The sequence below is a fragment of the Paraburkholderia aspalathi genome (genome assembly GCF_905220735.1).
Taxonomy (GTDB): domain Bacteria; phylum Pseudomonadota; class Gammaproteobacteria; order Burkholderiales; family Burkholderiaceae; genus Paraburkholderia; species Paraburkholderia aspalathi.
The window spans coordinates 1,548,246-1,568,952 of the sequence record NZ_CAJNBA010000001.1; the positions used below are offsets into that span (position 1 = coordinate 1,548,246).

Below are 20,707 nucleotides of genomic sequence, written 5' to 3' on the forward strand. Positions count from 1 at the left end.
TGCCAGGACCGCGAATCTGGTTAATGCGACTAGCCCGGCGAGGCTTGGCGAGACGAATACGCCGGTAGCAGGAGAACCTGCAATGTCCCTTACCCGGCACTCATGAGACGGTCTATGCAATTCCCCAAGCCACGCACGTTGCCGTTGCTGCTGCCGCCGCTGCTGATTGCAGCAGCGCTGAGCGGTTGCGTGAGCGACGCGGGCCTGCAAGCGAACGTCAAACCGATCAAGCCATCCACCGATGCACTTTCGCAAACCATCGGGCCAGGCGCGAACGGCGCATGGCCCGCGCCTGATTGGGTCAAGCGTTACCGCGATCCGCAACTGGATGAGCTGACCGCTGAAGCCTTGCAAAACAATCCCGACCTGCAGATCGCCAAGGCGAGGGTGGGTACCGCGCAGGCGCAACTCGAACAGTTTGCTTCGCTCACCGGCCTCACCGGCACGGCGGGCGCGACAGTGAGCAAGGCCCGCTTACCTCAGCCGAACGACGTGGCTAACGTATCTGTCGGTGGCCAGCAGATTCCGGTGCAGTTGTTCAATGATCCGGTGGTGTCGCCGGCCGCGTTGTTCGCGGGCCTGAGCTTCCAGCTCGACCTGTGGGGCAAGAATGCCGCGCTGACCGGCAGTCTGCTATCCACGCGCGACGCAGCACGAGTCGATGCGGAGCAGGCGCGGCTCACGCTGACGGTCGCGCTCGTGACGCTTTATTGTGAACTCGACCGCGCCTTTGCGATGCAGGATATTCTGCTGCAGAAGCAACAGGCCGCGGATAAGGTCGATGCGGTGTTGCGCGAGCGGGGCGCGCGCGGCATCGATAACGCGTACGACTCGGCGGACGCAACACTCAAGCGAAGCCGGCTCGCCTCACAGCAGGCGCTCAACGACGAGCGCATCAAGCTGACCGAGCTGCAGATCGGTGTGTTGACGGGACGCGGCGCAGAGCGGGGTTTGTCTCTGCATCGTCCGCAACTGACCGCGGCGGCCGATGCGCCGATGCCTGCGCAATTGCCGGTCGATCTGCTGGGCCGCCGGCCCGACATCGTAGCGGCGCGTTTGCGGGCTGAAGCGGCGCTCGCCAACACCGATGCCACGCGGGCCCAGTTCTATCCCGACGTGAATCTGGTGGCGTTTGCCGGGCTGACAGCATTGACGCCCGGCGCGCTTTTCTCACGCGCGGCGTTGACCGGCTCGGTGGGACCGGCGATCTCCCTGCCGATTTTCGACCGGACCCGTTTGCACGCGCAATTGGGCGGCGATTACGCCAACGTCGACGCTGCGGTCGGCCTCTACAACAAGACCGTCGACGAGGCGCTCGGCGAGGTTGCGCGTCAGCTGACTTCCTTGCGCACGGTCGATACGCTCGCGACCGAGCAGACGCGCGCGGTGGAAGCGGCCTCGCATATCGTCGCGATCGCTGAAGAGCGGCATCGCCGCGGTATCGGCATGCAGAAGGACGTGACGCTGGCCGACCTGTCTTTGCTCGACGAACGCGCGCAGCAAGTGGATTTGCAGGGCCGCCGCAGAATGTTGCAGGTTGCGCTGGTCGGCGCGCTCGGCGGTGGCTTCGATGTACGCAAGGTGGCGGGCGCACCGATTTCTCACTATCAGACCACCTTTCCCTCCCACGCACGCATCACGGATACGCACTTCGATTGAATGCACAACGATAAACAGGCACAACATGCCGCGGGCTGGACCGAGGAGCAGGCAAACCCGGCAAACGCGGCAGGCATAACGAGCGACGCGCACGATGCGAAACGGGCGGCGCGCCAGCGGCGCTTTGCCGTTTTCTTCGGCGTGGCGGCGCTCGCCGGTATGGCGTGGCTGACGTACTGGGGCTTAAGCGCGCGCTTCTTCGAAGAGACCGACGATGCCTACGTGGCAGGCAACATCGTGCAGATCGCGGCGCAGATACCAGGCACGGTCACCGATATTCTGGTGGAGAACACACGGCAGGTCCGCGCAGGCCAGCCGCTCGTCAAACTCGATGACGCCGAAGCGGCCGCCGCATTCGCGCAGGCTAAAGCGCAGCTGACGCTCGCCGTGCGACAAGTGGCCAACGCGACGATCTCGCGCAAGCTCTACGTCCAATCGATCGACGCGCGCCGCGCCGAACTCGCATTGGCGCAGCGTGCGCTGGCGGCGCGCGACCATGCATCGGTGGAAGTCGTGTCGCCGGAAGAATTGGCGCGCGCTCGCGAAGCGGTAGCAGTCGCGCAAGCGAATCTCGCCTCGGCGCAGGTCCAGCTCGACGCTGCACGCGCGCTCGGTGGGAAATTCCCGGTCGAAGCTAGCCCGCCGGTTTTGCAAGCCGCGGCGCAATTGCGGCTTGCTTACCGGAATCTGCAACGCACCACAGTTGTTTCTCCCGTCGACGGCACGGTTGGACAGCGTTCGGTACAGATCGGCCAGCAGGTCGGTCCGGGCCTCGCACTCATGTCAATCATTCCGCTCGAGCGTCTGTGGGTCGAGGCGAATTTCAAGGAAGGCCAGATTCGCAGCATGCGCGTGGGGCAGCCGGTGCGCATCGTATCGGATGTGTACGGCTCGCAAGTGGTGTATCAGGGGCACGTGGAGGGCTTTTCGGCTGGCACGGGTAGTGTGTTTTCAATGCTGCCGTCGCAGAACGCCGCCGGTAACTGGATCAAGGTCGTGCAGCGCGTGCCGATCGTGATTTCGCTCGACCCGGCCGAACTCGCGGCGCATCCGTTGCGGCTCGGTCTGTCGATGCAGGTGTCGGTGGATACGCATGTGCGCAGCGGTCATCTGATCGGCAACGATACGCCGGCGGCCGCGCAGAGTACCCGCGTTCACGATAACGTCTCGCGCGATGCGGATGCGCTGATCGCACAAATCATCCGGGACAATAGTGACCGTGGTGGTGCTGCTGACTAGCAATCTGCGCCGCTGAGATACGCTTCGACCTCCGATACTTGAGACGGATTGCTGCTCTCGTCACCTGGGCGGACAGGTGCGGCAAGAATTGTTTTCGCGCGTTGATAAGCGCCGGCAAATGCTCGCAATTCCTGCGTAATCGGCCGGTCATCCAGCCGGCGACGTAGCAGCGCTTGTGCAATGGAGCGTTCGATCAAAGCGAGCTGGCTGTCGATATAGTCGAGGGACAACTGGTGGCAGCGTGCTGAAACACCTGCTACAGCCAATAGCGCCGGCACGATCGAAATGCTCAGAAAGCCGCCCGTGGGAATGCGCGCCAACGCGGCGGGCGACTCGAATAGCTCTTTGCGCAGCGCTTCGAATACGGCCTTGCCCCATACCTTACTTTCGGCTGCGAGTGACTCACGGCGGCGTGCGAGTGCATCTCTCGCGGCCTCGTCTTCAATGCGGCCTTCTGCGACCATCAACTTGTCATCGGCGCGGTCGCCTTCCTGAATACAATCGGTGCCGAGATAGGCGGCACTCTGATTGCGCCCGGCCAACACCAGGTGTTGCAACGTATCCGGCACGAGCGGATCGAGCGGGACTACTTCGCACGTGAGCGGTTTGCCGTCGAAGTGAATCGCACAGCGTCCATCCTCTTCCAGCGCCGGGCAGCGTGCAAGAGAAGGGTAGTCGTAACCCTGCGTCGTGAGACTGAACGTGTCGCCCGCGCGATGCAGCAGCGTATCCGCGATGGCATCGAAGGCGGCGACGTCAGTCTCCTCGAGTACGGTTTCGTATTTGCCGACCCGAAGCTTTTCACCCAATCGCTTGCGGGGCACACGCCCAATCGCAATGCAGCCGATGAACCGATCTCGATGTCGGAACAGTTCCGGCAACGACATCGCCGGCGGACTGTTGCAACATTTTCCGCACGCCGAGCATGCGAATGAAAACGTGCTCACCATGGCCGGCGTACCGAGTCCTGATAGTGCGTCAGGATGAAATGCGCGACCTCGGGTGAGTGATACGCGCCGATCAGTTGCGCGACCCACGGGTCAGTGCGGTCGCCGTCGCGCACGGTCAGCACGTTGGCATAGGGCGAGCGCGCGTCTTCGAGACCGAGGCTATCGCGTGCAGGGTAAAGACCGACGCGTGCCGCATCGCTGCTATCGATCACAGCGAAGGCCACGCTGTTCAAGCTGTCGAACAGGCGAGCATGCGGCACCTGGCGGATTTTCAGGTTCAAGCGGTTGCTCGTGATGTCGGCAAGCGTGGCATGCAAACCGGCGCTGTCCTTGAAGGTCAGCAGCGTGAAATTTTGCAGCAGGATCAAGGCGCGCGCGGTGCCTTCACGGTCGTCGGGAATCGCAATGGTCGCGCCTCGCTGCAACTGGCCGAGGTTCGTCAATTTGCGCGAATACAGCGCGATCGGAAACGTGACGGTGGTCGCGACGCTCGTCAAGGCGTAGCCGTGTTGTTTGCGCTGCGCTGCGAGGCTCGGCCCGTCTTCGAAGCTTGCAGCATCGATCTGTTTTGCGGCGAGCGCGGCGTCGATGCCATCGGGCTTGTCGAAGACGACGACGTCGAGCGTAAGGCCTTGCGTGGCGGCAATACGCCGTACTTCGTCCATGATCTGCGCGTGGGCACCGGCGGTGACGCCGATCTTGACTACCTGCGATGCGGCGGCGTGCGCAGGATGGACCCACGAAGCTGCAATCAGCAGCGCCGTTGTGATGAACGCGCGTGGTTTCACGATGCATCCCTCAAGACAGTACGAAAGCCGATATGCGAGGCCGGCAAATCCGCTTCCTGCTGTTCGCGGGACGCCGCCCGATAGCGTACGCAATAGTCGCGCGAACACAGGAACGAGCCGCCTTTGATGACCATCGGCGTGTCGTGTTTGCGGCTTGCAGGTGCGACTGCCGCGGTATCGCCATTGGTGTGCGACTGATGCGGGCCGCTGTAGATGTCTCTCGTCCATTCCCATGCGTTGCCGATCATGTCGTAGAGCTTGAAATCATTCGCCGCATAGCAACCGACCGGCGCGAGGCCAATGTGACCATCCTCATTGGTGTTCAGCACGGGAAACACGCCTTGCCAATAATTCGCACTTGGCTTGCCGCGTTGGTCGCGTGGTGCAGTGTCGAGATCCGCGCCTTCGTGGCCGGCTTTGCCCGCATACTCCCACTCGGCTTCGGTCGGCAGATCGCGGCCGAGCCAACGCGCGTAGGCCAGCGCGTCAGCCTGCGTGACCATCGTCACCGGCTGGTTCATGCGGCCATCGAGATTGCTGCCGAGCCCCGTCGGATGATTCCACGCGGCGCCCTTGACCCACGTCCACCACGCCAGATCGCGCGCGTTCATTTCTTCGCGCGTCGGCGTATGAAAAACCACGGCGCCGCCCTGGCGCTCCGAATCGCTGACGTAACCCGTGGCCTTCACGAATGCGGCGAACTGGGCATTCGTCACATCGGTCTGGTCGATCCAGAAGCCGGTGACGTGGGTTTGGCCGTCGCCGGCAGGGCGCTCGTCTTCATAGCCGAGTTTGCTGCCGAAGACGAAGTTGCCGCCATGCAGATGCACCATGCCGGCTTTCGGATCGTCGCGCCAGCGCGAAGGCAGGCCGGCATAGCGCTCGCATTGCTGTTCGGAGCCGAGCGCCACTAAAGCGCGCGAGCGGTTCAGTTCGTCGAATGCGCTCTGCTTCCCGCCGCTCAATGCCGCCGAGGCGGCCATCGCGGCGGTAAAGGCCGCGGTAAAAGCGACCGTGGCGATTGCAGCATAGGCGCCGTACAACGCCGCGGTGCTTTTCAGTTTGAATCGGACGGACATGGCGGGCTCAGTAGTAGCCGCGCGGACGCAACGGCTCGACACCGCCGACGCTGCTCATATAGCTGTTCCACTGCTGCACGAGGCCGTCGATTACCGACGGATTCTGCGTTGACACGTCCTGCGTTTCGCCGCGGTCGGCGCTCATGTCGAACAGTTGCCAGTGACCGTCCACCGGACCCAGCGGCGGTTCCGTCCACAAGGCTTTCCAGCGGCCGTCGGCGCTGCGCAGATAGCCGCGGCCGTAGGCTTCGTCGCCGAACGACGCGGTGTGCACGGCGTCGGTGGTCTGATCGTTCAGCAAAGGCAGCAACGACTGCCCGGTGATCGGATACACATAGCGGTTGTTGTAGACCACCTTGCCCTTATTCTGATCGACGCCGGTGAGCGTATTGATCAGCGGCGGCGCAGCTTGTGTGGGCGGCGAGATCTGCGCGACGGCTAGAAACGTAGCGGTGTTATCGGTCACATGCGTGAAGTCGCGCAGCGTGGGCTTCTGTGTGGTCTGACTAGGCAGGTGGACGATCAATGGCGTGGATACGCCACCTTCGCCCGAATAGCCCTTCGTCAAACGGAACGGCGTGGCGCTTACTTCAGCCCAGCGCAAGCCGTATTGCAGACGTTGTGCGTTCTGCTTGCCATTGTCGGTGCCGAGCGTCGAATAGACCGGGTCGGCGGCATTCGCTGTGTCGGTGGCGGTCGGGTCCGCGCCGGAGTCGATCGGCCAGCCTTCGGCGCCATTGTCCGACTGGAACATGATGAAGGTGTTGTCGTACTCGCCGATGTCCTTCAGATGCTGGATCAGCAGGCCGATGTTGTGGTCGAGATTTTCGACCATGCCCGCGTAGATTTCCATGTAACGCGCCTGGGCTTTCTTCTCGGCGGGCGAGAGGCTCGCCCACGTCTTGTTCACAGTGCCGGGACCGTAGTCGGTATAGCCCTGCGCGGCGCTATGCACGGCGCTTACATATTTCGCGTTGGCAGTGCCGTTGTTTGCCGTGGCCGCTGTCGCTACGAGCGTTTCCGATGCGCCGCCGTACGGCACAAAGTCATTCGGAATGATGCCGAGCGTTTTTTGCCGCGCGATACGCGCGTTGCGGATCACGTCGTAGCCGGCGTCGTATTTGCCGACGTAATTGTGCAGATACGGGTCGGGAACCTGCAGCGGCCAGTGCGGCGACGTGTAGGCCGCGTAGGCGAAGAACGGCTTGCCGTCGCCCTTGTTCGAGTCGATGTACGAGATCAAACGTTGCGTGTAGAAGTCTGTTGAATAGAACACGGCGGGGCTGCCGCCTGCGCCGCCCGGTTGTCCAGGCTGACCGGGTTGCACGTACTTGCCGTCTTCGGTGTAGTTCTGCGAATTCGCCAGTTCGTGAGCAAAGTGATTGGTCGCGGCGCCGCCGAGCAGCGCGTAGCTGTGCTCGAAGCCCCATTGATCCGGCGTCTGACCGCCACCGGTCGTGCTGCCGACGATCCCGGAGCCGATGTGCCACTTGCCGGCCATGTACGTGTGATAACCGCCGTCCTTCAACAATTGCGCGACCGACAACGCGCGGTCGTTCAAATAACCTTCATAGCCGGGCAGGCCTTTGCGTTCGTCGGTCGGCACACCCATCGTCCCCTCGCCGACCAGATGGTGATCAGTGCCGGAGATCAGCATGGAGCGCGTGATCGCGCAGACGGTGCCGGTATGGTGATTCGTCAGGATGCGGCCCGACTGGACCAGAGCGTCGAGGTTGGGCGTATTGATTTCGCCACCGAAGGCATGGATGTCGGAATAGCCGAGGTCGTCGGCCATGATGTACAGAATGTTCGGGCGCTTTTGCGCGGCTACCGGCGCAGACGCCGTCGGTCCGGGCAGCTTGTCGTCGCCGCAGGAAGCGAGTACGACGAGGCTGGCGACGGCCGCGCCGATTATACCGAGACGAAGAGTGGGGCGTTGCGATCGTTGTGTTGTCATTGTTGTGCTGACCGGATATGTCGGGTCGCCGATGTTAGCAATGACGCCAGAGTGGCCAAAGATCGATTTCTGCGTTGCTATGTTTGATTGTCGATATAGGTGTTAAAGCGTGATGGGCGATATAACGCACGACGCAACTCCGTGTGCTGCTTCGTGTGTTTTTTCGTGCGCGGCTAGTTGCCCGGGTCGATCACAGGTTTGTCCGGATCTGCCAGCGTTTTATAAGGTAGTGACGCTGCGTGCGGATTGGGTGTGGTGTCGTCGATCACGCGATCGACGTCCGCGGTTTTCGCGAGTTCCGTGAGGAATGTCTGTTTGTCGAAGCCTGGTGCGACGCAGCCTTGCACGTAGATGAAGCGGCGTTGCAGCGTGAGCCACAGCGTCGACTGTTCGCGCCAGTGGATGGCGTAATTGATGTTGGTGAGACGCCGCTGGACGGCGTCGGCGATTTCCGCGTCGTAGAGATACGCGTTCGACAGACGGCAACGGCCCTCCACCCAGCAGCTATTGCCACGCTCGATCCGGTAATGACTATCGTCGAGCCACTCCTGCTCGGTCTCGAGTGGGCCTAAGGGCACCGGGCAGTCGCTGATCGCTTTGGATATCTGAAAGAACGGATCGTGGCCGCGATTGACGCGCGCTGCTTGTGCTTGTGCTTGCGCCTGGGCATGCGTCGCGGCCATGCAGATCAGCAGACTTGCCAGGTACTGTTGGATCAGGCGCTTCATCGTCTTGGGCTCCGGGATTTTGAGCGTGGGGCAGACGGATCGACGGTTTGGATTCTCGACTACCCAGTCGAGATTATGCAGCGGCGCCTCTAAACCTCACTGACTCTTGCGACGATTTTCAACGGCGAACTTGATCAGCTCAGCCTGGCCTTCGATATCGAGCTTGCGCTTCAGATTCAACCGATGCGTTTCCACCGTGCGCACCGAGAGATCGTTGCGTTGAGCGATCTGCTTGCTCGAGAGACCTTCCGCGAGTGCATCGAGAATATCGCGCTCGCGCGGCGTGAGTCTTTCAATCGGTGATTGCGTCGCCGATGCCTGGATCAATCGAGCGCCCAGTCCCGCGCTGAAAAACGTCTTGCCCTCCAGCACCGCGCCGATTGCCTGAATGATTTCGGTGGCGGGCGAGTCCTTGAGCACATAACCGCTGGCCCCTGCGCGCACGGCCTGGGTCACGTACTCGAGGTTGTCGTGCATGGAAAGCATCAGCACGCGTATCGCCGGGAAGCGCTCATGAAACATGCCGGCCAGCGCGATGCCGTTCATTCCGTTCATGCCGACATCCATCAGCACCAGATGTGGCTCCTGGCTGGCGGCGAGCGCGAGTGCTTCCTGGGCGTTGCCCGCTTCGCCGACGATCTCGATGTTGCGCACGGCTTCGAGTCTCGCGCGCAGACCATCGCGTACCAGCGGGTGGTCGTCGACCAGAATCAGACGTGCGATGGCGAGTGACATGTCGTTCATAGCGAGGTTTCCTGCAAGGCCGGCGATTGAAGCGCAGAGGCAACGACTGGCACGCGCGCGGTCACGATCGTATGACCGGCTTGCGAGCTGAGCGACAGCTTGCCGCCCAATGTGTCCAGCCGCTCGCGCATATTGCGCAGACCCACGCCTGCGCGTGGATTGACAAGTGCGTGCGCCACGTCGAAACCGCGTCCGTTGTCCGAAATCGTCAGCGTGACGGCGTCGCTCGATACTTCCAGCGATAGCGCCGCGCTGGACGCCTGTGCGTGCCGCACGATGTTCGTGAGCGCTTCCTGGGCGATGCGGAACAGGACCGTGTTTACCGCTTCCGGCAAGGCCGCTGCATGAGTGTGGGCGATCTGCGTGAAGCCGATTTCGATGCCGGATTCGTCGCTCAACTCGCGCGTGAGTTGCTCTAGCGCGGCAGCAACGCCCAGGTCATCGAGCATCGACGGACGCAGCGCGTGAGAAATACGGCGCACTTCACGCAAGGTCTCGCCGATGCGCGCCACGCTAGTTGATAGCGCGGCTTCCGCCGCAGGCACGCGCACATCGCTGCGTTCGAAGCGCGTCAACGCCGATTCGAGCAGCAGCTTCACGGAGACCATCATCTGGCTAATGCCGTCGTGCAATTCACGCGACAGGCGCGCCCGTTCATTTTCCTGCGAGTCGACCACCTGCTGCGCGAGCCGCTTCAGTTTTGCATCGGCACTGCGATATTCGGTGACGTTGAGCACCAGTGCACACAACGCGATCACGGCGAGCCCGGCGAGTGCGATGGCATCAATCCACTGCATCGTGCGGTCGATGTTGGCCGCCGCGCGCTGATCGATGTCCGCGAGCGTGGCGTCGACGTCGTCGAGATAGATGCCGGTGCCGATCATCCAGCCCCAGCGTTCGAGCGGCACCACGTAACCCAGTTTCGACGCGAGCTTGCCCGTCGACGGACGATGCCACACATAGCGCACATAGCCGCCGCCGCGCGTGGCCGCGGCGAGCAATTGCTGGATCGTCAGCTTGCCTTGCGGATCGCGCAGCTCCCAGAGGTCGCGTCCGACGAGGTCGGGTTCGCGCGGATGCATCAGCGAACGGCCGTGCATGTCATAGACGAAGAAGTAGCCGTCCTTGCCGAAATCCATTTTCTCGAGGATGTCGAGCGCGCGGGTGCGCAGCATTGCGTCATCACGCGCGTTGTCCTGGCCGGCGTTGTAGAGCGGGGCGATCGCCGTGGTCGCGAGCTCGACGTAGTGCTTGAGTTCGATTTCCTTGCTGGCCATGTACGCGGCCTGGGTGGTCGCGTGTTGCGTCTCGGCGAGCGCAGTGGCTTCCTGGCGCACGCCAATTTCAATGCTGGCGATGGCCGCCAGAAAGGGAACGATCGCCAGCAGGACAATCTTTGCTTTGAGTTTCATCGTAGACAGGACGGCCGACAGGCTACGTAATATTACGTAGCCGGCTTACGTAGTTGCGCGCTTGTGAGAGCGTTCACGAAGGCGAATACTACATCCCCACGACGCACCGCGCCTTCCGGCGCGCAATGGTGCGGCGCACAGTTGCAAAAGCAGAACCCGGTTTTGCCGTCTAATTTCAGGTAACCGGTTTTCCGCGTGCCCGGCCACAAGTCATGGCGCGCGGTTTCAATAATAGACCTAGGAGATGTTTGTGGAGACCTCCCAATCTGCCGGCCGTTCATGGCTATGGCTCATCCTGCTGATCCCGTACATTGCGTTGCTGTGGTTGCCGTTCTATAACGACACGCGGCCCTCGTTCGCCGGCTTTCCGTTCTTCTACTGGTATCAGTTCTTGTGGGTTCCGTTGACCTCGCTACTGATTTACGTCGTGTACCGAGGTGTCAAATGAGCGATGTCACTCCTGTGAACCCGGTCGCGATGACCGTCTTTATCGCATTCTTTGTTCTCGTCACTGTCATCGGTTTTTTTGCCGCGCGCTGGAAGCGGGGCGATCTGACGCAATTGCATGAGTGGGGCCTGGGTGGCCGCCAGTTCGGCACGTTGATTTCGTGGTTCCTCGTGGGTGGCGATTTCTATACCGCCTATACCGTGATCGCGGTGCCCGCGCTGGTGTATTCGGTGGGCGCGTATGGCTTCTTTGCGCTCCCGTACACGATCATCGTCTATCCATTTGTGTTCGCGGTGATGCCGAAGTTGTGGAAGATCGCGAAGGCGAAGGATCACATCACGGCGGCGGACTACGTGCAGGGTGAATACGGCGGCAAGTGGTTCCCGGCTGCGGTTGCATTGACCGGCATTGTCGCGACGATGCCGTATATCGCGCTGCAACTGGTGGGCATGCAGGTGGTGATCAAGGGGCTCGGCGTGACCGGCGAAATGCCGCTGATCGTCGCCTTCGTGATTCTGGCGCTGTACACGTATGCAAGCGGCTTGCGGGCGCCGGCGATGATCGCGTTCGTCAAGGACATCATGATCTATATCGTCGTGATCGCGGCGGTCTGGCTGATTCCCGCGAAGCTCGGCGGCTATGCGCATGTGTTCGATGCGGCCGATACGTATTTCAAGGCCAAGGGTGGCGCGACCGGGATCATTCTGAAGCCGACGCAGTTCACTGCTTATGCTTCGCTTGCGTTAGGTTCGGCACTGGCGGCGTTTATGTATCCGCATACGATGACCGCAGTCTTGTCGTCCTCGTCGGCTAATACGGTGCGCAAGAATGCGATTTTTCTGCCGGCTTATACGTTGTTGCTGGGGTTGATCGCGTTGCTTGGGTATATGGCGATTGCGGCTGGCGTGCATGTGAAGTCAGCGTCTGATATGGTGCCGGCGCTGTTTAACACGCTGTTTCCGTCGTGGTTTGTTGGTTTTGCGGCTGCTGCTATCGCGATTAGCGCTTTGGTGCCCGCCGCGATCATGTCGATTGGGGCGGCTAATCTGTTCACTCGCAATTTGTGGCGTCCTCTTGTTTCGCCGGGTATCACGCCTGAGGCGGAGGCTTCTACGGCGAAGATTGTTTCGCTCGTTGTGAAGTTTGGGGCGCTGCTGTTTATTGTGTTCTTGCCTACGCAGTATGCGATTGATTTGCAGTTGCTGGGTGGGGTTTGGATTTTGCAGATTTTCCCGGCTATTGTGTTTTCTTTGTATACGCGGCGGTTGAATACTACAGGGTTGTTTCTTGGGTGGCTGGTTGGGATTGTGCTTGGGACCGGGCTTGCTGTTTCTCAAGGGCTCAAGCCGGTGTTTGCGTTGCATGTGGGGGATGCTGTTTATCCGGTTTATATCGGGTTGATTGCGCTCGCCGTTAATGTAGTTGTTAGTTTTGTTGTGTCGGTTTTGTCGCCGCGCAGGGTTGTGGCGGCGGTTTGATGTTGTTTGGCGTGGCTGACGCTGCTGGGGTAGTTGTTCCAGCGGTGTTGGCCTTTCCTTGTTTTGGTAGTGGTCTATTAGTGTTGCCCCTGTGCGGGGCGGCACCTACTTTTCTTTGCCGCCGCAAAGAAAAGTAGGCAAAAGAAAGCGGCTAGAAACCCCTGCTAAGCGGGTCCCGCAGCTCGCGTAGGGTAGTGGTGCGACTGGAATCTGTGTTCGTGCCACTACATGCGCTTGTGACAAGGGCGTCATACTTCCGGCGGCGCTGCGCGCGCCGAAGAGTCGTTCAAAAACCATTCGGTATTTGGAGCTTGTCTCGTCGGGGTGCGGCGGATGCTGCGGCGTGCGTCTTGTTAGCGTCTACGCCGAAAGTTAATCCCCACGAACACGGCCATCAATGTCAAAAATCCGCCGAACAGTAGGGCGGAATTGACGACAACGTGTCTGACGCCAAGCACGTCGACGTTGATGAAAGGATACGGATAAAAGTCTGACAAACTGCCGCGCCAGAAGGTAATGGCGAGGTACGCGACAGGATAGATCAGCCACAGCAGGCAATGCCGTAGCCGCAAATGGAATCGCGGTACGAATAACACCCAGTAAAGCACCGCCAGCATCGGTAAAAGGCTGTGCAACGATTCGTTGAGCAGCAGCCTGTACGCCCTCGGTGACCACATTCCGCGTAGAAGCAGGTTGTAGGCGATCCCCACAAATGCCATGTAGACAACGACCGCGGTCACGACGGTGGGCTGTCGAAAAAAATGCACGATTACCGGACTGCGCCTTCGTAACGCTACGCAGGTAAAACAGACCGCGCACGCTAATACGGTTAGATTGGTGAGGTAACTGCTCATCCGCGCAACCCCATCGAGCACGCCGAGCCCGCGGGCTAGCGTGCGGTCGATCGTCAAATCGGTTTGCGCAACGATCGAAATCCACGCGATCACGGCAATGATCGCCGCCAGCGTCACAGACGAGACGCTGGGCGTGTGGAGCGGAAGCTCGGGCTCATGGTGATGATGTGGGGCAGGGCGCATGCGAATGATTCTATACACACCACATTCGCTTTGCAGCAAGTGCGAAAAATCGCGTGAGCCGAGGTCGAAGTCGATCCGGACTCAACCTCTGCCCAATAAAAATTCTACGGCGTGCTATGTGAAACGCTGACCGGCTGCAAACGGCTCACTACTTCGGGTATAGCCGAACTTGCGGGCGATGTTTCGTCAATCGTCGTGCGGCCGCCGTCGTGGAAGAACGCGAGTTCCGCGGCCTTGTTCAGTACAAGGATACTGATGCGCCGATTGGTCGGCTCGTCGGCGACGTTGCTGTTTAGCGGCAACACATCGGCGAGTCCGCGCACCTGCAGCAGCTTCTCGCCGTGCATGCCGCCTGCTACCAACGCGCGGCGTGCGGCGTTGGCCCGCTCAGACGAAAGCTCCCAGTTTGAGTAGCCCTCTGGGCCGGCCGTGTACGGCACCGCGTCGGTGTGGCCGGCTATCGAAATGCGGTTCTCCACGTCGTTGAGCGCGGCGCCGATTTGCGTCAGGATCGTCACGGCGTAAGGCTGCAACTTTGAACTGCCGGACGGAAACATCGGACGATTCTGTGAATCGACGATCTCGATGCGCAAACCCTCGTTCGTGATCGAAATGCGGATCTGATCCTTGAATGTCTTCAGCACCGGGCTCTGTTCGATCAAAGCGGTGAGCTTCTCTTTCAATTGCTGAAGCCGTGCCGCGTCGGCGGGGGCCACGATCGGTGGGACCTTCGCCGGTGGTGTGGGTTCGGTCTGGGTTTTCTTGCCGTCGCCGGGACGGCTGTCGGTGATGTCGCGGCCGCCGCCCTGGATGACGTTCGGACGGGCCGCTGCCGTGCCCTCGTTGCCGCCGAGCAGGCTCGACAGCGGGGTGTTGAAATAGTCTTCGATGCCCTGCTTGTCGTACTTGGACGTCGAACCGAGCAGCCACATCAGCAGGAAGAACGCCATCATCGCGGTGACGAAGTCGGCGTAGGCGATTTTCCATGCGCCGCCGTGGTGGGCGCCATGGTCGCCACCCTTCTTCGAGCGGCGCACGATCACCGGAGCGCTTGTCTCGTCCTGCTGGGACGCGCGCGATCTTCTTTCACTCATGATGCCGCTCCGCGTCAGGCCGATTTCGGCATCTTGGTGGCGCGCACGGCGTCGTCGAGTTCCTGGAAGCTCGGGCGGTCGGCGGTGAACAGGACCTTGCGGCCGAATTCGACGGCGATCGGCGGTGCATAGCCGGAGAGTGAAGCGAGCAACACGGCCTTCACGCACTGGTAAGGTTTGGCTTCGGCGCGGCCCTTGGCGTTGAGCAGATCGGCGACCGGACCGATAAAGCCATAGGCGAGAAGAATGCCGAGGAAGGTGCCGACCAGTGCGCCGGCGATCATTTCGCCGAGCACGGCAGGCGGCGCGCCGACCGAGCCCATCGTATGAACCACACCCATCACGGCGGCGACAATGCCGAATGCCGGTAAGCCGTCAGCCATTTTCTGAATCGCGTTGGCCGCGACCGATGCTTCCGCATGATGCGTGGCCAGTTCTTCGTCCATCAGGTCCTGCACTTCGAGCACGTTCACGTTGCCGCCGGACATCATGCGCAAATAGTCGACGATAAAGTCGAGCAGATGATGGTCCTTCAGGACGTGCGAATACTTCTGGAACAGCACGCTCTCTTCCGGCGCCATGACGTCGGCTTCGAGCGACATCATGCCTTCCTTGCGTGCCTTCTGAAGCAGCTCGTAAAGCAGCGCGATCAGCTCGAGATATTTTTCCTTCGTATACCCACCGCTCTTAAAACACGAAGGAATCGCCTTGATCGTTTTCTTCAGCGTGGAGGTCGGATTGCTCACGACAAACGCACCGATCGCCGCGCCAAAAATACATAGCAATTCGAACGGTTGAACGAGCGCGGGAAGATGCCCGCCTACACCGACAAAACTACCGATCACAGAAGCCATTACCACTACCCAGCCGATTGCGACAAACATGCTCTCTCCGTTATCTTGCGCGACGCACGTTCGGCGGAACAGGCCCGATTTCATGGGCTTTTTCGAGTGCGTCACTCATATTCGCTATGTACCGGTAAACGGCCAGATTCGCGATGTCTGAAGTGTGCGCATCAGTGAAAAATAAAATATTCACCAACTGGTTAATCGCCTGTTTTATTTCCGGTAATTTTGTCCGCCGAATTTGATCAGTCGTTGCGGTCGCAACCAATAGTGGAGATTTGAAAACCGGGTGATTGAAGACGCGGCTGCATGACTGCATTATTCAAAATGCATGGTGTGGCATTTTTACCGGGCGGTCTGCTAGCATGGCTAACAGTTTGTAACGTCCCGGCGCTCGAAGCCGCTACGCGGCTTCTCGTCGGCTCACGAATGCCGGCAGCGACAGCGGCCCATCCGGAGATGCGAAAAACATGCGGAATCTGAATTCTGCCGGGAACATCAAGCTCACAACCAAAGCGTCCTCCTGCCTTGTCGGTATCGGGCTTCTGTTCGCGTCTAACGCGGCTGACGCCCAGGAGTTTTCCCTATTCGGCGGCGGCTCGCGCGCGGGCAGTACAAACACCTACACGTGGGCGTTCAACTATCAGGAAGGGCTCGGGCAATACTTCGCCGCGAGCTTCACGTGGCTCAATGAGGGACACATTCCCAACCATCATCGCGACGGCCAGATGATCCAGCTATGGGGCCGTATTCCCGTCGGCAGCCCGCAGTTCGTCCTGCAGGCGGGCGTCGGTCCATACCGTTACTTCGACACCACCACGGCCGTGCAAGGCGGCAGCTATTCGGACACTCACGGCTGGGGTGTCGTGTATAGCGTGCGCGCGGCGTACTACGCGTCGAGCCGGTGGATCACGCAACTGCAGTTGAATCGCGTGCATGTGCAACGCGGGCCGGATGCGACCAGCGTGATGTTCGGCGTCGGCTATCAGCTCGATGCCCCGGGCACCCCCGGTCCGCGCGACTGGGCGAGCGGCAGTACGCACAACGTCACTAACAACGAAGTGGCGGTGTACCTCGGCGAGACGATCATCAATTCGACCAGCTCGCCGACTGCACTTGGCGGCGCGATCGAATACCGGCGTGGGCTTGCGAAATACCTCGATGTGACGGTTGGCTATCTTCACGAGGGCAGCAGCAAGGTGGCGCGCCGCGACGGCTTGACCAGCCAACTGTGGGCGACGCGTGCCTTCCTCAACGATAAGGTATCGCTCGGACTCGGCGTCGGCGCCTACTATGCGATCAACGAAAACGAGAACAGCCTGACGCCGGGGCCGGGCGCCGGGAAGTTTTCCGGGCTCGTCACGATCGCCGGCTCGTATCGCTTGACCGATCACTGGAATGCGCGGATCGAATGGAATCGTGTCGTGACACGCTATGATCGCGACTCGGATGTAATTTTCGGCGGTGTGGGCTACCGTTGGTGATGGCTCACCGTGTCAGCAGAAGCAGTCTTCTAGAACCGATAGTAAAGATTCACAGAAAAAAACCGGAGAAGAGCATGAAAGCCAGCACCATCGCCGAACGGGAGGCCCGTGGCCGTGCCGCCCGTGAGCACTCGAAGCGCTCGAGCCATCGCACGGTAGGCGAGTTGCATCGCAACCCGATCGAGTTGCTCAAGCAAAGCAGCGAGGGGCGCGTCGAAAGGCTTGTGCCGCTGCGCTACGGGCGCATGTCGGTGTCGCCGTTCACCTTCTTTCGCGGCACTGCGATCATTCAGGCGCACGACCTGAGCCGTGTTCCCGACACCGGCCTCACCATGCCGATTTGCGGCGACGGTCATCTGATGAATTTCGGCGGCTTCGCGACACCGGAGCGTCAACTCGTATTCGATCTGAACGACTTCGACGAAGTCGCGACGGGTCCCTTCGAATGGGACCTGAAACGCCTGACCGCGAGCCTCGTGGTCGCCGCGCGTCATATGCGTTTGAGCCGTGGCGCAGCCGAGAATCTGGTGATGACCGCCGTCACCGAATACCGCGATCGCATGACGCAATACGCGCAATGCGGCGCGCTCGAACTCTGGTACGACCGCATCACGTTCGACCGCATGGCGGAAACCGCGCTGACTCCCGAGCGCCGCCGCATCGTGCGGCGCGGCATGGAAAAGGCCGCGAGCCGGACTCACGAAAATCTGCTGGAGAAAATGGCCGAGCACGACGGCGATCACTGGACGATCCGCGATGCGCCGCCGGCGCTGTTCCACGTGCTGGGCGCGAACACGCTGTTCACGCCTGAAGAAACCGAAGCATTCAGGGGCCACAACTGGCGCAAGATGCTCGAACGCATGTGGGGCGAGTACCTGAAGACGATGTCGCATGACCGGCGAGAGTTGCTCAGCCATTTCACCGTGCAGGACATCGTATTCAAAGTGGTGGGCGTCGGCAGTGTCGGCACGCGCTGCATGGTGGTGCTGAACGTGGATCACATTGGCAAGCCATTGTTCCTGCAGCTCAAGGAGGCGCGGCCGTCTGTGGTCGCCCAGTATTACAAGTCGGCTCCCGTGAAGCACGAGGGCGAACGCGTCGTGCAAGGGCAGCGCATGCTGCAGGCCGCGAGCGACATTTTTCTCGGCTGGGCGAACGGACCGCTAGGGCGCCATTTCTATTTCCGGCAACTACGCGACATGAAACTGTCAGCGAATATCGAGCTGTTCGACACCGACCTGCTGGAAGGTTACGCGAAACTTTGCGGCTGGATCATGGCGCGTGCGCATGCCAAGGCGAGCGGCCAGGCGATCGAAGTCAGCGCGTATATCGGTCGTGGCGACCAGTTTGCGGAGTCACTCGCAGCTTATGCCGCCAGCTACGCGGATCAGGTGGAACGTGATTACGACGTGTTCCTGAAGGCCTGCCGCAGCGGCGAGCTCGAGGCGCGCACGGACGAAGACATGGCGGCGGATTTCCGGGTGTAAGAGGGCGCGGCGTGGCTCGCCACGTGTCGGTGGCCGAGCCACGCGGCAAGATTTCTCGCAGTTCAGTCGTCGACGCGCGCTTCACGCAGCGTAACGAAGCGCAGGTGCTGTTGGCGCGCCGCTTCGATCACGCTCGGCAGGACGGCGAGTATCAGCGGTTTGCCTTCGAGGGTGAGCGCGGCGTTTCCATCGTGCAGGAGCAGGATGTCGCGCGGGGCAAGGCCCTGAAGCAGCCGATGCGTGACCACCTGGGGATCGCGTTCGCGCGTGTCGTAGCCACGCCGCGTCCACGCCGCGAGCCGCAAATCGAGTTTGCGCAGCACGGGCTCGAGAAAAATGTTGCGCAGGCCCGCCGGGGCGCGGAAGAACATTGGCCGCTCGCCGCTCAATGCCTGGAAGGTGCGCTGCGCCGCTTCGATCTCGCGCGTGAGAGCACCCGGAAACGTGATCGAAAACGTGTGCACGTGAACCTGTGAATGGTTTTCCAGCGCATGGCCGCGTGCGACGATCTCGCGTGCGAGCTCCGGGTAGCGTTGCGCTTTCGCGCCGATACAGAAGAAAGTGGCGCGCACGTTGAAAGCGTCGAGCAGATTCAGCACTTGCGGTGTGACGACCGGGTCGGGACCGTCGTCGATGGTCAGTGCGATCGCGTCTGCGTTGCGCGCGCCGGCGGGCAGGCGCGTCCAGTTCGGACCCAGCAGCGAGGTGCGCGGCAAGAGGCCCGCTACCGTGAAAATAGCGTGATTCGCAAAGATCGCGGCGAGCCACCATGGCCATGCGGCGGGTGCCAGCAGCCAGCCGGCCAGTACGAATACATGCCATGCGGCCGTGGCGGTGACCATCGCGGGATAGCCGGTGCGCGGCCAGCGGTGCTGCGGCGCGACCTCATTGCGATGCGGGGTGAAAAGTTCGTTCATAAAGCGTGCTTCCTGTCTTCCTTCCTCCGTCCTTGGAGGGCCCTGAATCGCGCGCGTGACGCGCAACAGCCAACCATACCATTGATGCGCAACGCGGCGCTGTTGCGGAAGGTAACGATAAGTAATGAAAGAAATCTGAAAGACATCATGCTTCGCGACGGCTGCGCCGTTGCCGTTGCGTTTGTGATGGGTGACCTGCTGTTGTATGGTGCTAGGGCCAAAGAAACCGAGCGGGAGAAGTGCTGTGACAGGAACGGGAATCAAGAAGGTCGCGCTGGTGACGGGCGCGGGCAGTGGCATCGGCCGGGCCTGCGCGCTCAAGATGCTGGAACATGGTTATAGCGTCGTACTCGCAGGCCGTCGCCAGGCGCCGCTCGACGCCGTGGTCGAAGAAGCGCAGCAACTCGGTGGCGATGCGCTTGCCGTGGCCTGCGACGTGACAGATGCCGATAGCGTCGCTGCGCTGTTCGACACGATCCGCTCGCGGCGCGGCCGTCTCGACGTGCTGTTCAACAATGCGGGCCGTAACGGCTCGCCGGTGGATATCGACGAGCTCGATATCGACGAATGGCGCTCGGTGGTCGACACCAATCTCACAGGCGTGTTTCTCTGCACTCGTGCCGCATTCGGTCTGATGAAAACGCAGACGCCGCGGGGCGGCCGCATCATCAACAATGGCTCGATTTCCGCGCATGCGCCGCGGCCGAACAGCATTGCCTATACGGCGACCAAGCACGCGATTACCGGCATCACCAAAGCGGTTTCGCTCGACGGCCGCAAATACGACATCGTGTGCGGGCAGATCGACATCGGCAATGCGGCGACGGAAATGGCCGAGCGGATGGCGCGCGGCGTGCCGCAGGCGAATGGCGAAATCGCGGTCGAGCCGTTGATGGACGTGCAGCACGTCGCCGACGCGGTGCTGCATATGGCGGAATTGCCGCTGTCCGCGAATGTGCAGTTCATGACCATCATGGCGAGCAAGATGCCGTTCGTCGGACGGGGCTGAGCAGGGCGCGTCCGCACGCATCGCAGGAGATCAACTTATACTGAGCGCTTCCCGCCTTCTGGAAAAAGCGATTCGCCGTGCCCCGCGCCACACCCAAGGACGACCCGCAGCCGGTGCCGCCCGCGCAGCCCGACCTCGACGATTGTTGTCATAGCGGCTGCAATCCGTGTGTCTTCGATCTCTACGATGAAGCACTGGAGCGCTATCAGTCAGCGCTCGCCGAATGGCAAGCGCGGCAGGCGGCACTCAGGGTGCAAAAGGTACAAACGGTGCAAGCGCGGCACAGCAAACCGCGTACGCGCCGCTAAACGGTGTTTCAGGTTTTACGCCAAGGCCGCAGCCATACCCCGTC

19 protein-coding genes are annotated in these 20,707 nt (G+C 61.1%); 8 read left to right on the forward strand and 11 right to left on the reverse strand.

Features of this window, described 5'->3' with window-relative positions; genetic code table 11:
* The first annotated feature begins 114 nt into the window (after positions 1-114).
* Both KHO30_RS06850 and KHO30_RS06855 read left to right on the forward strand, forming a co-directional pair.
* Positions 115-1,659, forward strand: a complete 1,545-nt coding sequence (locus tag KHO30_RS06850) for an efflux transporter outer membrane subunit (protein ID WP_211700392.1) — start codon at positions 115-117, stop codon at positions 1,657-1,659.
* A complete protein-coding gene (locus KHO30_RS06855) occupies positions 1,660-2,898 on the forward strand; it encodes an HlyD/EmrA/EmrK family protein (RefSeq protein WP_211700393.1) in 1,239 nt (412 codons plus the stop codon).
* On the opposite strand, the gene KHO30_RS06860 is transcribed toward KHO30_RS06855, so the two are convergent.
* The 7 genes from KHO30_RS06860 to KHO30_RS06890 form a co-directional block, all read right to left on the reverse strand.
* The gene (locus KHO30_RS06860) at positions 2,895-3,722 is read right to left on the reverse strand and encodes a hypothetical protein (protein ID WP_244863963.1); all 828 of its coding nucleotides are present in this window, start codon (positions 3,720-3,722) and stop codon (positions 2,895-2,897) included. The two genes, KHO30_RS06855 and KHO30_RS06860, sit on opposite strands and share 4 nt — an antisense overlap.
* A gap of 119 nt (positions 3,723-3,841) precedes the next feature.
* A complete protein-coding gene (locus KHO30_RS06865; protein ID WP_408286052.1) occupies positions 3,842-4,639 on the reverse strand; it encodes a MetQ/NlpA family lipoprotein in 798 nt (265 codons plus the stop codon).
* A complete protein-coding gene (locus KHO30_RS06870) occupies positions 4,633-5,715 on the reverse strand; it encodes a formylglycine-generating enzyme family protein (protein ID WP_211700396.1) in 1,083 nt (360 codons plus the stop codon). The genes KHO30_RS06865 and KHO30_RS06870 overlap by 7 nt, the downstream gene beginning before the upstream one ends.
* A gap of 7 nt (positions 5,716-5,722) precedes the next feature.
* A complete protein-coding gene (locus tag KHO30_RS06875; RefSeq protein ID WP_211700397.1) occupies positions 5,723-7,672 on the reverse strand; it encodes an arylsulfatase in 1,950 nt (649 codons plus the stop codon).
* A 173-nt stretch (positions 7,673-7,845) separates the two neighbouring features.
* The gene (locus tag KHO30_RS06880; RefSeq protein WP_211700398.1) at positions 7,846-8,400 is read right to left on the reverse strand and encodes a hypothetical protein; all 555 of its coding nucleotides are present in this window, start codon (positions 8,398-8,400) and stop codon (positions 7,846-7,848) included.
* Positions 8,401-8,496: 96 nt separating this feature from the next.
* A complete protein-coding gene (locus KHO30_RS06885) occupies positions 8,497-9,144 on the reverse strand; it encodes a response regulator (RefSeq protein ID WP_054041920.1) in 648 nt (215 codons plus the stop codon).
* Positions 9,141-10,556 (reverse strand): cache domain-containing protein, encoded by a 1,416-nt coding sequence (locus tag KHO30_RS06890; RefSeq protein WP_211700399.1) that lies wholly within the window; start codon positions 10,554-10,556, stop codon positions 9,141-9,143. Before KHO30_RS06890 ends, KHO30_RS06885 begins: the two co-directional genes overlap by 4 nt.
* A gap of 250 nt (positions 10,557-10,806) precedes the next feature.
* On the opposite strand from KHO30_RS06890, the gene KHO30_RS06895 reads away from it, so the two are divergent.
* Positions 10,807-11,004: a DUF3311 domain-containing protein gene (locus KHO30_RS06895; protein WP_093634922.1), complete on the forward strand. Its 198-nt coding sequence runs from the start codon at positions 10,807-10,809 to the stop codon at positions 11,002-11,004.
* Positions 11,001-12,482: a monocarboxylate uptake permease MctP gene (mctP, locus tag KHO30_RS06900; protein ID WP_211700400.1), complete on the forward strand. Its 1,482-nt coding sequence runs from the start codon at positions 11,001-11,003 to the stop codon at positions 12,480-12,482. Before KHO30_RS06895 ends, mctP begins: the two co-directional genes overlap by 4 nt.
* A 353-nt stretch (positions 12,483-12,835) precedes the next feature.
* Here mctP and KHO30_RS06905 read toward each other — a convergent pair whose 3' ends face one another.
* The 3 genes from KHO30_RS06905 to motA all read right to left on the reverse strand — a co-directional run bounded on the left by KHO30_RS06905 (position 12,836) and on the right by motA (position 15,497).
* Complete coding sequence (locus tag KHO30_RS06905; protein ID WP_211700401.1) at positions 12,836-13,519, reverse strand: Pr6Pr family membrane protein; 684 nt, start codon at positions 13,517-13,519, stop codon at positions 12,836-12,838.
* Positions 13,520-13,623: 104 nt separating this feature from the next.
* Entirely contained in the window at positions 13,624-14,613 is a 990-nt protein-coding gene (gene motB / locus KHO30_RS06910; protein ID WP_211700402.1) for a flagellar motor protein MotB, read from the reverse strand.
* A gap of 14 nt (positions 14,614-14,627) precedes the next feature.
* Positions 14,628-15,497, reverse strand: a complete 870-nt coding sequence (motA, locus tag KHO30_RS06915; protein WP_093634921.1) for a flagellar motor stator protein MotA — start codon at positions 15,495-15,497, stop codon at positions 14,628-14,630.
* Between the two features lie 431 nt (positions 15,498-15,928).
* Here motA and KHO30_RS06920 point away from each other — a divergent pair, with 431 nt between their 5' ends.
* Together KHO30_RS06920 and KHO30_RS06925 are read left to right on the forward strand one after the other, a co-directional pair.
* Entirely contained in the window at positions 15,929-16,942 is a 1,014-nt protein-coding gene (locus KHO30_RS06920; RefSeq protein ID WP_093634814.1) for a hypothetical protein, read from the forward strand.
* Between the two features lie 74 nt (positions 16,943-17,016).
* Positions 17,017-18,429, forward strand: a complete 1,413-nt coding sequence (locus KHO30_RS06925) for a DUF2252 domain-containing protein (protein WP_211700403.1) — start codon at positions 17,017-17,019, stop codon at positions 18,427-18,429.
* A 62-nt stretch (positions 18,430-18,491) separates the two neighbouring features.
* Here KHO30_RS06925 and KHO30_RS06930 read toward each other — a convergent pair whose 3' ends face one another.
* Entirely contained in the window at positions 18,492-19,346 is an 855-nt protein-coding gene (locus tag KHO30_RS06930) for a polysaccharide deacetylase family protein (RefSeq protein WP_211700404.1), read from the reverse strand.
* A 244-nt stretch (positions 19,347-19,590) separates the two neighbouring features.
* On the opposite strand from KHO30_RS06930, the gene KHO30_RS06935 reads away from it, so the two are divergent.
* Together KHO30_RS06935 and KHO30_RS06940 are read left to right on the forward strand one after the other, a co-directional pair.
* Positions 19,591-20,355, forward strand: coding sequence for an SDR family oxidoreductase (locus tag KHO30_RS06935; RefSeq protein WP_200621282.1), 765 nt, complete (start codon positions 19,591-19,593; stop codon positions 20,353-20,355).
* Between the two features lie 77 nt (positions 20,356-20,432).
* Positions 20,433-20,663, forward strand: coding sequence for an oxidoreductase-like domain-containing protein (locus KHO30_RS06940; protein ID WP_200652600.1), 231 nt, complete (start codon positions 20,433-20,435; stop codon positions 20,661-20,663).
* Positions 20,664-20,707 lie beyond the last annotated feature (44 nt).

Coding starts and splice junctions, on each gene's coding strand:
- mctP (WP_211700400.1), top strand. CDS start 11,001: ATGAGCGATGTCACTCCTGTGAACCCGGTCGCGATGACCGTCTTTATC.
- KHO30_RS06930 (WP_211700404.1), bottom strand. CDS start 19,346: ATGAACGAACTTTTCACCCCGCATCGCAATGAGGTCGCGCCGCAGCAC.
- motB (WP_211700402.1), bottom strand. CDS start 14,613: ATGAGTGAAAGAAGATCGCGCGCGTCCCAGCAGGACGAGACAAGCGCT.
- KHO30_RS06925 (WP_211700403.1), top strand. CDS start 17,017: ATGAAAGCCAGCACCATCGCCGAACGGGAGGCCCGTGGCCGTGCCGCC.
- KHO30_RS06855 (WP_211700393.1), top strand. CDS start 1,660: ATGCACAACGATAAACAGGCACAACATGCCGCGGGCTGGACCGAGGAG.
- KHO30_RS06890 (WP_211700399.1), bottom strand. CDS start 10,556: ATGAAACTCAAAGCAAAGATTGTCCTGCTGGCGATCGTTCCCTTTCTG.
- KHO30_RS06880 (WP_211700398.1), bottom strand. CDS start 8,400: ATGAAGCGCCTGATCCAACAGTACCTGGCAAGTCTGCTGATCTGCATG.
- KHO30_RS06905 (WP_211700401.1), bottom strand. CDS start 13,519: ATGCGCCCTGCCCCACATCATCACCATGAGCCCGAGCTTCCGCTCCAC.
- motA (WP_093634921.1), bottom strand. CDS start 15,497: ATGTTTGTCGCAATCGGCTGGGTAGTGGTAATGGCTTCTGTGATCGGT.
- KHO30_RS06870 (WP_211700396.1), bottom strand. CDS start 5,715: ATGTCCGTCCGATTCAAACTGAAAAGCACCGCGGCGTTGTACGGCGCC.
- KHO30_RS06920 (WP_093634814.1), top strand. CDS start 15,929: ATGCGGAATCTGAATTCTGCCGGGAACATCAAGCTCACAACCAAAGCG.
- KHO30_RS06875 (WP_211700397.1), bottom strand. CDS start 7,672: ATGACAACACAACGATCGCAACGCCCCACTCTTCGTCTCGGTATAATC.
- KHO30_RS06850 (WP_211700392.1), top strand. CDS start 115: ATGCAATTCCCCAAGCCACGCACGTTGCCGTTGCTGCTGCCGCCGCTG.
- KHO30_RS06885 (WP_054041920.1), bottom strand. CDS start 9,144: ATGAACGACATGTCACTCGCCATCGCACGTCTGATTCTGGTCGACGAC.